Source organism: Kitasatospora sp. NPDC127060, assembly GCF_042724935.1.
Classification (GTDB): domain Bacteria; phylum Actinomycetota; class Actinomycetes; order Streptomycetales; family Streptomycetaceae; genus Kitasatospora.
In genome coordinates, this window is the sequence record NZ_JBHXEG010000061.1 from 1 (window position 1) to 13144 (window position 13144).

12 protein-coding genes are annotated in these 13144 nt (G+C 71.8%); 3 read left to right on the top strand and 9 right to left on the bottom strand.

Annotated features, from left to right (window positions below):
• Nucleotides 1-138 precede the first annotated feature (138 nt).
• The 4 genes from ACFWIS_RS28290 to ACFWIS_RS28305 all read right to left on the bottom strand — a co-directional run bounded on the left by ACFWIS_RS28290 (nucleotide 139) and on the right by ACFWIS_RS28305 (nucleotide 4015).
• Nucleotides 139-594, bottom strand: coding sequence for a MaoC family dehydratase (locus ACFWIS_RS28290; RefSeq protein ID WP_380458314.1), 456 nt, complete (start codon nucleotides 592-594; stop codon nucleotides 139-141).
• A 72-nt stretch (nucleotides 595-666) separates the two neighbouring features.
• A complete protein-coding gene (locus ACFWIS_RS28295) occupies nucleotides 667-2166 on the bottom strand; it encodes a long-chain fatty acid--CoA ligase (protein ID WP_380458312.1) in 1500 nt (499 codons plus the stop codon).
• Between the two features lie 40 nt (nucleotides 2167-2206).
• A complete protein-coding gene (locus ACFWIS_RS28300) occupies nucleotides 2207-3100 on the bottom strand; it encodes an amidohydrolase family protein (RefSeq protein WP_380458310.1) in 894 nt (297 codons plus the stop codon).
• Between the two features lie 12 nt (nucleotides 3101-3112).
• Nucleotides 3113-4015, bottom strand: coding sequence for an SDR family NAD(P)-dependent oxidoreductase (locus ACFWIS_RS28305; protein ID WP_380458308.1), 903 nt, complete (start codon nucleotides 4013-4015; stop codon nucleotides 3113-3115).
• 123 nt (nucleotides 4016-4138) lie between these two features.
• Here ACFWIS_RS28305 and ACFWIS_RS28310 point away from each other — a divergent pair, with 123 nt between their 5' ends.
• Together ACFWIS_RS28310 and ACFWIS_RS28315 are read left to right on the top strand one after the other, a co-directional pair.
• Nucleotides 4139-4951 (top strand): PaaX family transcriptional regulator C-terminal domain-containing protein, encoded by an 813-nt coding sequence (locus ACFWIS_RS28310; protein ID WP_380458306.1) that lies wholly within the window; start codon nucleotides 4139-4141, stop codon nucleotides 4949-4951.
• Nucleotides 4952-5273: 322 nt separating this feature from the next.
• Nucleotides 5274-5747 (top strand): DIP1984 family protein, encoded by a 474-nt coding sequence (locus tag ACFWIS_RS28315; RefSeq protein WP_380458304.1) that lies wholly within the window; start codon nucleotides 5274-5276, stop codon nucleotides 5745-5747.
• A 328-nt stretch (nucleotides 5748-6075) separates the two neighbouring features.
• On the opposite strand, the gene ACFWIS_RS28320 is transcribed toward ACFWIS_RS28315, so the two are convergent.
• From ACFWIS_RS28320 to ACFWIS_RS28340, 5 genes are all read right to left on the bottom strand, one after another.
• A complete protein-coding gene (locus tag ACFWIS_RS28320; RefSeq protein WP_380458302.1) occupies nucleotides 6076-6843 on the bottom strand; it encodes a 3-oxoacyl-ACP reductase in 768 nt (255 codons plus the stop codon).
• 5 nt (nucleotides 6844-6848) lie between these two features.
• Nucleotides 6849-8222, bottom strand: a complete 1374-nt coding sequence (locus ACFWIS_RS28325; RefSeq protein WP_380458300.1) for an aldehyde dehydrogenase family protein — start codon at nucleotides 8220-8222, stop codon at nucleotides 6849-6851.
• Nucleotides 8223-8314: 92 nt separating this feature from the next.
• Nucleotides 8315-9040, bottom strand: coding sequence for a gamma-glutamyl-gamma-aminobutyrate hydrolase family protein (locus tag ACFWIS_RS28330; protein ID WP_380458298.1), 726 nt, complete (start codon nucleotides 9038-9040; stop codon nucleotides 8315-8317).
• The gene (locus ACFWIS_RS28335) at nucleotides 9037-10395 is read right to left on the bottom strand and encodes a glutamine synthetase family protein (RefSeq protein ID WP_380458296.1); all 1359 of its coding nucleotides are present in this window, start codon (nucleotides 10393-10395) and stop codon (nucleotides 9037-9039) included. Before ACFWIS_RS28335 ends, ACFWIS_RS28330 begins: the two co-directional genes overlap by 4 nt.
• Entirely contained in the window at nucleotides 10392-11930 is a 1539-nt protein-coding gene (locus tag ACFWIS_RS28340; RefSeq protein ID WP_380458318.1) for an amino acid permease, read from the bottom strand. The genes ACFWIS_RS28335 and ACFWIS_RS28340 overlap by 4 nt, the downstream gene beginning before the upstream one ends.
• Nucleotides 11931-12303: 373 nt before the next feature.
• On the opposite strand from ACFWIS_RS28340, the gene ACFWIS_RS28345 reads away from it, so the two are divergent.
• The gene (locus ACFWIS_RS28345) at nucleotides 12304-13047 is read left to right on the top strand and encodes a FadR/GntR family transcriptional regulator (protein WP_380524029.1); all 744 of its coding nucleotides are present in this window, start codon (nucleotides 12304-12306) and stop codon (nucleotides 13045-13047) included.
• Nucleotides 13048-13144: the final 97 nt, after the last annotated feature.

A 13144-nucleotide genomic window follows, 5' to 3' on the forward strand; every position in this document is an offset into this window, starting at 1 on the left:
GGCGCCCGACAATACGTTGCCCAATAGGGGCCCGCCCCCGGCCGGCGCCTGCGGGGCTTGAACCCCCCCGCCCCGCCCCGGGAACGGCTATAGCGGCCACCCCGATCGGGGTGGCCGCTCTCGCCGTTCGGGCCGCGCTCAGGCGTAGAAGCGGTAGACGGCCTGGGCCACCACTGCGGGCTTGGCCTCGCCGTCGATCTCGATCGTCAGGTCGACGGTCACCTCGGCCCCTCCCTTCACCTCGGTGACCGAGGCGATCGCGCCATGGGCGCGGATCTTGGCGCCGACCCGGACGGGGGCGGGGAAACGGACCTTGTTGAGGCCGTAGTTGACGGCCATCCCGACGCCCTCGACCTGCAGCAGTTCGCTCCACAGCGGGATGAGCAGCGAGAGGGTCAGATAGCCGTGGGCGATCGGGGCGCCGAACGGGCCACTCGCGGCGCGTTCGGGGTCGACGTGGATCCACTGGTGGTCGTCGGTGGCGTCCGCGAAGGTGTTCACCCGGCTCTGGTCGATCTCCAGCCACCGGCTGTGGCCGAGGTCGGCGGAGCCGAGGGCGAGCAGGTCGGTGAGGCCGTGGACGGTGCGGGGCACGTGGGGTCCTTCCTGACGGGCGCGCCCGGGGCGCGCGAGGAGCGGGTCAGCACTGCCCGTGGGCGGCGCGGGTCAGCCCTGCCCGTGGGCGGCGCGGATCGGCCCCTTGAGGAGCTTTCCCGCGCCACCGTGGGGCAGCGCGTCGGTGAAGCGCACGGATTTGGGGATCTTGTAGCGGGCCAGCCGGCCGTCCAGATGGGCGAGCAGGTCCTCGGCGCTCGCGGTGGCACCGGGCCGCAGGACCACGACGGCGCGGCCGACCTCGCCCCACTTCTCGTCGGGGACGCCGAACACGGCGCACTCGGCGATCGCGGGGTGTTCCAGCAGGGCGTCCTCCACCTCGGCCGGGTAGATGTTCTCCCCGCCGGAGATGATCATGTCCTTGAGCCGGTCCACCAGCCGGATATGACCGGCCTCGTCCTGGACGGCGATGTCACCGGAGCGGAACCACCGGCCGTCGTGGTACGCGTCGGCGGTCTCCCGTGGCAGCTGCCAGTAGCCGGGCGTGACGTTGGGGCCGCTGACCACCACCTCCCCGGGCTCGCCCACCCCGGCCTCCGCACCGGAGGAGGAGAGCAGGCGGACATCGGTGAAGAAGTGCGGCGTGCCCGCGCTGCCCGCGTGCTCCAGGGCGTCCGCGCGGTCGAGCAGCAGCACTCCGGGCGCCGCCTCGGTCATGCCGTAGCCCTGGACGAACGCCAGGCCGAGGTCGAGGTAGGTACGGATGGTGCGCGCCGGTACGGGCGCGCCGCCGCAGAGCAGGTTGCGCACGCTGCTCAGGTCGGCCTCGGCCCAGCCGGGCGCCTGGGCCATCGCCTCGTACATCGCCGGGACGCCGAACAGGCAGGTGACCCGGTGCTCGGCGATCAGCGCGAGGGTGCGTTCGGCGTCGAACCCCGCTTCGAGGACGACCGTGCCCCCCTTGAGCAGGGTCGGCAGGCAGGTCATGTTGAGCGCGGCGGCGTGGAACAGGGGTGCGCTGACCAGGGTGACCTCGCGGCCGGACAGGTCGACGTCGACCACTACGTTGAGGCTGTTCCAGACGAGGTTGCCATGCGTCAGCAGGGTGCCCTTGGGGCGGCCCGTGGTCCCCGAGGTGTACATGATCATGCACAGGTCATCGTGAGTCACCGGCAGGTCGAGCGGCTCGTCGGGAGCGCCTGCGAGCAGCGCCTCGAACTCCTCCCCCTCGACCTCCCACACCTTCGATTCCTGTGCCAACTCTCGCAGTAGGTCTAACTCCTGACGTACGGTCAGGAGAATGCGGCTACCGCAGTCGCGGAGCTGGTAGCTCAGCTCCGGCGGAGCCAGGCGGGTGTTGAGCGGAACCATGACGGCGCCCAACTGCCCTGCGGCGAAGAGGGTCTCCAGGAAAACAGGATGGTTGGGCCCGAGGAACGCCACCCGGTCGCCGCGGCGCACTCCCCGCCGGTGCAGCAGGTGGGCGAGCCGACTCGACCTGCGGTGCAGCTCGGCGTAGCTGGTGGACCGGCCCTCGTGGACCAGGGCGGTGAGGTGCGGCGTCTTGCGTGCCCGGCGCGCGGGCCAGGAACCGATGCCTTCGTTGTGCAACGCGGGACTCCCCCTGTCTGTTTCGGTGCCGCCGGCCGCGTCACTGCCGCTTGTCGAGGCCGAGCAGGCGGGCGGCGTTCTCCTTGAGGATCTTCGGCCGCACCTCGTCCTTGATCGGCAGCTGCGCGAAGTCGGCCAGCCAGCGGTCCGGGGAGATGAGCGGGTAGTCGGAGCCGAACAGCACCTTGTCCTGGAGCAGGCTATTGGCGTACTTGACCAGCTGCGGCGGGAAGTACTTCGGCGACCAGCCGGACAGGTCGATGTAGACCTGCGGCTTGTGGGTCGCCACCGCCAGCGCCTCGTCCTGCCAGGGGAAGGAGGGGTGGGCGAGGATGATCGGCATGCCCGGGAAGTCCGCCGCGACGTCATCCACCAGCATCGGGTTCGAGTACTTCAGGCGGATCCCCCCGCCGCCCGGCGCGCCGGCGCCGATACCGGTCTGCCCGGTGTGGAAGACCGCGATGGCACCGGCCTCCTCGATCGCCTCGTACAGCGGGTAGGCGAACCGGTCATTGGGGTGGAACGCTTGCACGTTCGGGTGGAACTTGAAGCCCCGGACCCCGAACTCCTCCACCAGCCTGCGGACTTGGCGGACTCCCGCCCGGCCCTTGTGCGGGTCGATGCTGGCGAAGGGGATGAGCACGTCGGGGTGGCGGCGGGCCGCCTCGGCGATCTCCTCGTTGGGGACGGCCGGGGTGCCGGTGGCGGCCTCGGCGTCCACGGTGAAGACCACGCAGGCCATCCTGCGCTCACGGTAGTGCGCGGCGATCTCCGGCAGGGTCGGCCGGCGATGGTCCGCGTGGAAGTAGGCGCCGGCCGCGGCGTCGAGTTCCTCGGAGAGCGAGCCCTGGCCGTTCTCCGAGATCTCGGCGTGGGTGTGGACGTCGATGGCGACGAGTTCGTCGAGCAGCAGACGAGGTCCCTGAGAAGTCATCGGGCGGCCGCCTCAGATCCGCGGAGCCGGTATGCCGAAGGTCTCGGGCACCCGTCCGACCGAGACCGGCCAGGCCGCGGCGATCGCGTCGGCGCTCCATCCGCCGTCCGCGTAAGCGACCGAGACCTCCTGCGGGTGCGACCACAGGGCGAGCTTGTCGCCGCCGATGCCGACGCACTGCCCGGTGATCCCGGCGGAGGCGTCGGAGGCGAGGTAGACGACGAGGGAGGCGACATCCTCGGCGGTGCCGAAGCCCTCGCCCTTGCGCAGGCTGTCCGGCAGCGGAGTGCCGTGCTGCTCCAGCGCCTCGACGTACGGGGCGAAGGCAGGGATGGTCCTGGTCATCGCGGTGGCTGCGACCGGGATCACCGCGTTGGCGGTGATCCCCGCCTTCGCCAGCTCCATCGCCCAGGTGCGCACCATGGCCGCGATCCCGGCCTTCGCGGCGGCGTAGTTGGTCTGGCCGAAGTTGCCGCGCTGGCCCGCCGGGGAGCCGGCGACGATGACGCGTCCGCCCTCGCCCTGCTCGCGCATCCGGGCCACGGCGGCCCGGACGCAGGTGAACGTCCCGCGCAGGTGGACCTGGACGACCGTGTCGAAGTCCTCGTCGCTCATCTTCCAGAGCACCCGGTCGCGCAGGACGCCGGCGTTGGTCACCATCACATCCAGCCGACCGAACGCCTCCACCGCGCGCGCGGTGAGCGCCTCGGCGGTCTCCGTGGTGCCCACCGCGCCGACCTCGGCGACCGCGCGCCCGCCGGTGGCCTCGATCTCCTTCACCGCGCCTGCGGCGGCCTCCGCGTCCACGTCGTTGACCACGACCGCCGCGCCTGAGGCGGCAAGCGCCTTGGCGTAGGCGAGCCCGAGGCCGCGACCGCTGCCGGTGACCACGGCGACCTTGCCGTTCAGATCCATGGGGACTTCTCCTTCGGGGCGTGACACTGCGGCTAAACTTAGGCACGTGAATGTCGGCCGTCAAGTAATTGCCTAATATCGGGGTGGTCCGCACAGCACGGGCACTGGTCCTAGGCTGTGCCCGTGATCGACCTTGACCCCGCTCCGCGCCCCCAGTCGCTAATGCTCACCTTCTTCGGCATCCACGTCCTGGGGCGAGACGTCGCCCTGTCCTCGGGCTGCGTCATCGAGATCTTCGGACGGGTCGGCGTCACCGAGGAGGCCGTCCGCTCCACGCTGACGCGGATGGTCAACCGCGGCCTGCTCACCCGGCACCGGCAGGGGCGGAAGATGTACTTCGGGCTCACACCACGCGCCGTGGCCGTCCTGAAGGACGGTCACGACCGGGTCTGGAGCACGGGCGCGGTCAACCGGGACTGGCGCGGGCAGTGGACCCTGGTCGGCTTCTCCCTGCCGGAGGCGTGGCGCCGCCAGCGCCACGACCTCCGCTCCCGGCTGACCTGGGCCGGGTTCGGGCCGCTCCAGAACGGGCTGTGGGTGGCACCGGGCGTGGTGGACGTCGCCGAACTGCTCGGCGACCTCGGCCTCGACGCCCACCTGCGGGTGTTCCGGGGCACGGTGCTGGCGCCGACCGAGGTCTCGCAGGTGGTGGAGTCCGCCTTCGACACCGAGGCCATCGCCGACGGCTACCGCGCGTTCCTGCACCGGTGGAGCGGCCGCACGACCGAATCCGACGACCCCTTGCGCCGACAGCTGCTCGTCCACGCCGACTGGCTCGAACTCGTACGCCGGGATCCACTGTTGCCGGCCGAGCACCTCCCGGCCGACTGGCCCGCGATCCGGGCGGAGGAACTGTTCCACACCATCGCCCGGGAGGTCGCCGACGCGGCGGCCCACGAGGCCGCGCAGCGGGTGGACGCGATCGCCACGACGTGACCTCCCGACCGTCCCCGTAGCGCCGCGCGCTCCGGCCGACCTGATCGAGGGGCTGCTGTCGGACCTGCGAAAGAAGAACGCATGGACGATGTCCGCACGAGCGGGCCAGCTCACCCCCTCGCGGATCCAGCAGTTCCTGAACGCGGCGTCGTGGTCGGCGGACGCGCTGCTGGACGAGCTGCGCGCCCATGTGGCCGTACCCGGCGAGCGGGGGCGGGGTGCAGGTGTTCGTCGATCGGCCGGACCCACCCCCCACCGTGCTGATCCGGCACCGACGTGCATACTTGCCGGACGATCAGTAGGACATAGAGGTGATGACGCGGTGAAACTGGCTGAAGCGCTCGCCCAGCGCGCGGCTGCGACGCGGCGGGTGGAGCAGTTGCGGGCGCGCGTCGTCGGCAACGCCCGCTACCAGGAGGGCGAGGAGCCGGCCGAGAACGCGGCGGAGGTCCTGGCCCAGGCCGGAGAGGTGCTGGACGAGCTGGAGCGGCTGATCCGTCAGATCAACCGGACCAACTCGACCGCCGTCATCGAGGGTGGCGGCACCCTTACCGACGCCCTCGCCCGCCGCGACGTCCTGCGGCTGCGCCACTCGGTGACCACCGCGGCGGCCGACGCCGCCTCCGGACGCGACCAGCGCGGAGCCGTACGGCAGCTGCGGTCCGAACTCAGGATCCTCTCCGCCCTGCCGGTCGCCGAGCTCCACGCCCAGGCGGACGCCCTGGCCAAGGAGATCCGCGAGGTGGACACCCTGATCCAGCGCACCAACTGGGAGATCGACCTGATCGAGGACTGACCCCACGGGCTGGGTGTGGGAAGCAGGTAGTCGCCACGGAGGCGTGCACACACCGCGGGCCGGCGGTTCATCCGGTCCTTGGTGCGCGAAGAGCAGCGCAGGGGTTCGATTCCTCACCGACACTGCAGCTCAGCACCGCGTACAAGTGACGGTGCACACCGCACAGTTCATCACCATGTGCAGATCCGGGCGACGAGGGCGGGAACGGGGCGCCCCACACCCGGAGCGAGGGCCGTGCACACCAGCACGGCCCTCGCTCCTTCTCTCCCGGGAACCCCCGGGAACCCCGGAGCCCCCCGGAACCCCCCGGAGGCCGCGACGACGGGTGCTACTGCGGGGTCACGTAGGCGCCGGAGATGCCGCCGTCGACGAGGAAGGTGTTGGCGGTCATGAAGGAGGAGTCGTCGGAGGCGAGGAAGGCCACCGCGGCGGCGATCTCCTCGGGCTCGGCGAAGCGGCCCAGCGGGATGTGGACCAGGCGGCGGGCGGCCCGCTCCGGGTCCTTGGCGAAGAGCTCCCGGAGCAGCGGGGTGTTCACCGGGCCGGGGCAGAGGGCGTTGACGCGGATGCCCTCGCGGGCGAACTGCACGCCCAGTTCGCGGGACATCGCCAGCACGCCGCCCTTGGAGGCGCTGTAGGAGATCTGCGAGGTGGCCGCGCCCATCACGGCGACGAACGACGCGGTGTTGATGATCGAGCCCTTGCCCTGGCGCTGCATGTGCGGGATCGCGTACTTGCAGCACAGGTAGACGCTGGTGAGGTTGACCTCCTGGACGCGCTTCCAGGCGTCCAGGCCGGTGGTGAGGATGGAGTCGTCGTCCGGCGGGGAGATGCCCGCGTTGTTGAAGGTGATGTCGAGGCGGCCGTACTCGTCGACGGCGCGCTGGAAGAGGTCGCGCACCGCGGCCTCGTCGGTGACGTCGGCCTGGATGAACAGGCCGCCGACCTCGTTCGCGGCCTTGGCGCCGGTCTCCGGGTCGAGGTCGACGCAGACCACCTTCGCGCCCTCGGAGGCGAAGCGGCGGGCGGTCGCCAGGCCGATGCCGCTGCCGGCGCCGGTGATGACGGCCACGCGGCCGTCGAGTCGCTGGGTCATGCTGATCATTCCTCCGTGGAGATGAAGACGTTCTTGGTCTGGGTGAAGGCGTCGAGGGCGTCCGGGCCGAGCTCGCGGCCGAGGCCGGACTGCTTGAAGCCGCCGAACGGCGTGGTGTAGCGCACCGAGGAGTGCGAGTTGACGGAGAGGTTGCCGGCCTCGACGCCGCGCGAGACCCGCAGGGCGCGGCCGAGGTCCCTGGTCCAGAGGGAGCCGGACAGGCCGTACTCGGTGGCGTTGGCGATGCGCACGGCGTCCTCTTCGTCGCGGAACGGGACGACGGCGACGACCGGGCCGAAGATCTCCTCGGTGTAGGCGCGGTCGTCGTGGCGCACGGGGGCGAGGACGGTCGGCGGGTACCAGAAGCCGGGCCCGTCCGGGGCGCTGCCGCGGAAGGCCACGGCCGACGCGTCCGGGACGTACGAGGAGACCCGCGCGCGGTGGGCGGCCGAGATCAGCGGGCCCATCTCGGTCTTCTCGTCGGCCGGGTCGCCGACCCGCACGCCGCGCACGGCCGGCTCCAGGAGCGCCATGAAGTCGTCGAACACGGAGGCCTCGACGAGGATCCGGGAGCGGGCGCAGCAGTCCTGGCCGGCGTTGTCGAAGACGGCGTAGGGCGCGGTAGCGGCGGCCTTGGCGAGGTCGGCGTCGGCGAAGACGATGTTGGCGCTCTTGCCGCCGAGTTCGAGGGTGACGGGCTTCACCTGGGCGGCGCAGCCCGCCATGATCTCCTTGCCGACCCGGGTCGAGCCGGTGAAGACCACCTTGCGCACGTCGGGGTGGGTGACGAAGCGCTGTCCGACGACCGGCCCGCGGCCGGGCAGGACCTGGAGCACGCCCTCGGGGATCCCGGCCGCCAGCGCGAGTTCGGCCAGGCGCAGCGCGGTGAGCGGGGTGAGCTCGGCCGGTTTGAGGATGACGGTGTTGCCGGCGGCGAGCGCCGGGGCGAGGGCCCAGGCGGCGATCGGCATGGGGAAGTTCCAGGGCACGATGACCCCGACGACGCCGATCGGTTCCTGGAAGGTGACGTCGATGCCGCCGGCGACGGGGATCTGTCGGCCGAACAGGCGCTCGGGGGCGGCGGCGTAGTACTCGATGACGTCCCGCGCGTTGCCCGCCTCCCAGCGGGCGTTGCCGATGGTGTGCCCGGCGTTGGCGACCTCCAGGGCGGCGAGGTGCTCGCGGTCGGCGTCGACGGCGGCGGCGAAGGCGCGCAGCAGCCGGGCACGATCGGCGGGGGCCACCCGGCGCCAGGTGTCGAAGGCGGCGCGGGCCCGGGCGACGGCGGAGTCGGTCTCGGCGAGGCCGGCCAGTTCGACGGTGGTGATCACCTCCTCGGTGGCGGGGTTGACGACCTCGAAGAGGTCCGGTTCGGTCATCGGGCGGTCTCCCTCTGGCTGGCGGACTGGCTTGCGGACTGGCCGGCGGACTGGCCGGCGGACTGGCCGGCGGACTCGCTGATCGTGAGGAACTAGCGGGCGGTGACGGACTGGCCGGCGGTGACGAGCGCGGCGGTGACGAGCGTGTGGAACAGGCGCAGGTCGTCCGGGTCGGTCTCCGGGTGCCACTGGACGCCCAGGGCGAAGCGGTGGCCGGCCAGTTCGAGCGCCTCGACCGTGCCGTCGGCGCTGTGCGCGGTGGCTCGCAGGCCGGTGCCGATCCGGTCGACGGCCTGGTGGTGGTAGCAGGAGACCTCGGTGGCGGGCCCCAGGACGGCGGCGAGCCGACTGCCGTCCGCCAGGGCGACCCGGTGTCGGACGTAGCGGGCGGGGGCGGTCTGGTGGCTGTCGTCGGGCAGGTGCTGGAGGAGGGTCCCACCGAGTTCGACGTTGAGCAGCTGCATGCCGCGGCAGACGCCGAGCAGCGGGAGGTCCCGGGCGAGGGCGGCGCCGAGCAGCCGGCTCTCCCAGTCGTCGCGGGCGTGGTGGGGCGGGCCGGTGCGCGGGTGGGGGGCCGCCGCGTAGCGGGCCGGGTCGACGTCCGGTCCGCCGGCGAGGACGAGTCCGTCCAGGGCGTCGAGCAGGTGGCCGGCCGCGCCGGGCTGGGGCGGCAGCAGCACCGGGGTGCCGCCCGCGCGGACGACGGCGTCGACGTACGTCTGGGGCACGAGGGAGGCGCGCTGGTTCCAGACGGACCAGGCGGCGTCGTCCTGGTAGCTGCTGATGCCGATCAGCGGTCGGCGATCCTCGCGGGTCACAGCCGCTCGAATCCGCGGCGCCGCTCCCAGTCGGTCACCGCCCTTTGGTAGGAGGCGAGTTCGGTGCGCCCGGCGTGGGTGTAGTGCCGGACGACGTCCTTGCCGAAGGCCTCGGTGGCGACGGTGCTGCGTTCGAAGGCGTCGACCGCGTCGCGCAGGGTGGCGGGCACCCGGGGCGCGTCGGAGGCGTAGGCGTTGCCGGTGAACTCCGGCTGGAGTTCGAGCTGTTGCTCGACGCCGTGCAGTCCGGCGGCGATCAGGGCGGCGACCGCGAGGTAGGGGTTGACGTCGCCGCCGGGGACGCGGTTCTCGAAGCGCAGCGACGGGCCGTGGCCGACCACGCGCAGGGCGCAGGTGCGGTTGTCGCGGCCCCAGGCGATGGCGGTGGGCGCGAAGCTGCCGGGGACGTAGCGCTTGTAGGAGTTGACGGTGGGGGCGAACAGCAGGGCGAAGTCGGCGAGGCAGGCGAGCTGGCCGGCGAGGAAGTGCTCCATGGTGCGGGAGAAGCCGTGCGGGCGGTCGCCGGCGAAGACCGGGGCGCCCTGCTCGTCGCGCAGGCTCAGGTGGATGTGGCAGGAGTTGCCCTCGCGTTCGTCGTACTTCGCCATGAACGTGAGGCTGCAGCCCTCCTGGACGGCGATCTCCTTGGCACCGGTCTTGTAGACGGCGTGGTTGTCGCAGGTGGTGAGGGCGTCGGCGTACTTGAAGGCGATCTCGTGCTGGCCGAGGTTGCACTCGCCCTTGGCGGACTCCACGGTCAGGCCGGCGCCGGCCATGCCGTTGCGCAGGCGGCGCAGCAGCGGCTCGATGCGCCCGGTACCGAGGATGGAGTAGTCGACGTTGTACTGGTTGGCCGGGGTGAGCCGGGCGTAGTCCTTGTCCCAGGCCTGTTCGTAGCTGTCCCGGAAGACGATGAACTCCAGCTCGGTGGCGGCCTGGGCCTGCCATCCGTAGCCGGCCAGACGGTCGAGCTGGCGCTGGAGGACCTGGCGCGGGGAGACGGCGACCGGGGTGCCGTCGTGGTGGACGACGTCGCACTGGACCATGACGGTGGCGGGGTGCCAGGGGATGGACCGCAGGGTGGCGAGGTCGGGGCGCAGCGTCAGGTCGCCGTAGCCGTTCTCCCAGGAGGAGACCTCGTACCCGTCGACGGTGTTCATGTCGACGTCGACGGCCAGCAGGTAGCCGCAGCCCTCGGCGGCGCCGGGCACGACGTCGTCGAGGAAGTACTCGGCGGCGACGCGTTTGCCCTGGAGGCGCCCCTGCATGTCGGTCATGGCGAGCACGACGGTGTCGACGGACCCGTCGGCGACGCGGCTGCGCAGTTCGTCGAGGGTGAGCCGGGGGGTGGTCATCGGGTCTCCGGTTCGGTGTCGGACGCGGACGGTACGGGCGGTACGGGCGGCGCGGACAGTACGGGCGGCACCGGCGGTACGGACGGCGCGGACAGCTCGGTGCCGAAGTGGGGCCGGGCCCCGAGCTGGGACTCGCCGCCGAGGTGCGGCCCCGTGAACCAGTGCCGGGCGGAGGCCAGCCACCACACGCCGGCGAAGCCGACGACCACGGCCACCGCGACCGGGGTGTAGTTGAAGCTCTCGGCGGTGATCGGGCTGGCGGTGGGCAGCATGAACAGGACGGTGATCACCGCCGTCCAACCGACGGCGACCACGCCGATCGGCCGGCTCCAGCGGCCCAGGTGCCAGGGGCCGCGCGGGAAGTCCTCGCCCTGGCGCAGCCGCAGGTACACCGGGATGACGTAGGAGATGTAGAGGCCGATGACGGAGATCGAGGTCACGGCCGTGTAGGCGGTGTTGTTCCAGAGCGCGGGCAGTCCGAGCAGCAGCGCGCCACCGGTGGCCAGCCAGACCGCGTTGGTCGGCGTCCGGGTGCGCGGGGAGATGCGGTGCCAGAGGCGGGAGCCGGGCAGCGCGCCGTCGCGGGAGAAGGCGTAGATCATGCGGGAGTTGGCGGTGACGGAGGCCATTCCGCAGAAGAACTGGGCGCCGATGACGATGAGCAGCAGGAACTGGGCGCCGCCGGAGCCGATCGCGTCGATGAAGATCTGCGCGGGCGGTACCTGGGTGTCGCTGTTGAGCGCGCCGTCGTAGTCGCGGATCGCGAAGGTGATGCCGAGCAGCAGGATCCAGCCCGCCACCAGGGAGACGGTGATGGCGTTGACGATGCCGCGCGGACCGGAGCGGGCGGCGTCCTGGGTCTCCTCGGTCATGTGCGCGGAGGCGTCGTAGCCGGTGAGGGTGTACTGGGCCATCAGCAGGCCGAGCATCGCGACGTAGAACTGGCTGTGGAAGCCGGTCCGGTTGACGAACTCGGTGAGGACGAAGGAGGCGGAGGCGTGCCGCTCGGGGAGCAGCGCGAGCGCGCCGACGATGATCGCGACGCCGATCAGGTGCCACCACACGGACACGCTGTTGAGGACGGCGACCAGGCGCACCCCGAAGGTGTTGAGCAGGCCGTGCACCAGCAGGATGACCGCGAAGATCTCCATGGTGTGCGCGGGGGTGGCCGCGACGCCGAAGCGCAGCTCCAGGGACGCGTTGGTGAAGAAGGCGGCGCCGTAGTCGACACTGGCGGTCACCGCGACCTGGCCGAGGAAGTTGAACCAGCCGGTGAACCAGCTCCAGGCCGGGCCGTGGCTACGGCTGCGGGTGAGCTTGGCGGACCAGTAGTAGAGCCCGCCGGCCGTCGGGTAGCTGGAGCAGATCTCGGCCATCGCGAGGCCGACGCAGAGCGTCAGCAGGCCCACCACCGGCCAGCCCCAGATGATCAGGGCCGGGCCGCCGGTCTTCATCCCCGTCCCGTAGAGGGTCAGGCAGCCGGACAGGATCGAGACGATGGAGAACGAGACGGCGAAGTTGGAGAAGCCCGACATCGAGCGGGCCAGCTCCTGGGTGTAGCCCAGCTCGCGGAGGCGTTGTTCGTCGGCGGAAACCGGGGAGGAGTCCACCGGAAACACGACGGAGCCAGGGTGGTCGGGTGAGCGTGCGTCGGTCATGGGCACCCCTGGGGGTTGAGGGTGTGCCGGGGTGCGCGCGGCCACGACGGCGTGGCGCACCCGCCCCGGCGGGTTCGACGGTCGAACGGCTCTTCGGAACAGCTCTTCGGACAGCTCTTCAATGGTCTAAAGTCAGACCATTGGGTGGGTGAGCAGCATCGTTCCGGCTGGACGGTGGCCACGTCAAGGGCGGGACGGGAACGAGTGCGGGATATCCGTTCACAGGTACGATTCCGGCGTGGACGTGGACGTGGACGTAGCACGTGAGCAGGCGCGGCTCGACTGGGAGGCCGGGGCGATCTTCCGCCCGATCCGGACCGGCAACGCCTTCGAGGAGACCGTCGAACGGCTGCTCCAGGCGATCAAGCTCGGCGTCTTCGGCCCCGGCGACCGGCTGCCCGCCGAACGCGACCTCGCCGCCCGGCTCGGCGTCAGCCGCGAGACCCTGCGCGAGGCGCTCCGAACGCTCCAGCAGGCCGACTGCGTCGAGCCCCGCCGCGGCCGCTACGGCGGCACCTTCGTCACCTACCGGATGCCCGAACCGGACGTCGCCGACCTGCGCCGCGCCGCCCGCGACCTCGGCGGCGCGCTGGAGGACGCGCTGACCTACCGGCAGGTCCTGGAGGTCGGCGCCGCCGAGGCCGCCGCCCGGCGCCCCCTCTCCCCCGAGCAGCGCGCCCACCTGCAGGACCGGCTGACCGAACTGGACGGGGCCCCGGCGGAGCAGTACCGCCAACTGGACTCGCGCTTCCACCTCGCCATCGGCGAACTCACCGGCTCCCCCGCACTCGCCGCGGCCATCGCCGAGGCCAGGATGCGCCTCAACGACCTGCTGAACGCGATCCCCATGCTGGACCGCAACATCGAGCACGCCGCCGAACAGCACCGCGCCATGGTCCGGGCGATCCTCGACGGCGACGGCGACGCCGCCCGCCGCGCCACCGAGGAACACCTCGCCGCCACGGCCTCCCTGCTGCGCGGCTTCCTGGCCTGACACCCCGGAGCCACCGCCCAGCCGGCCCCGACCGGGGTCCTATCGGCACCGGGCCGGGCAATGACGGTCAAGGCTGAAGACAGGCATCCGCTCGACG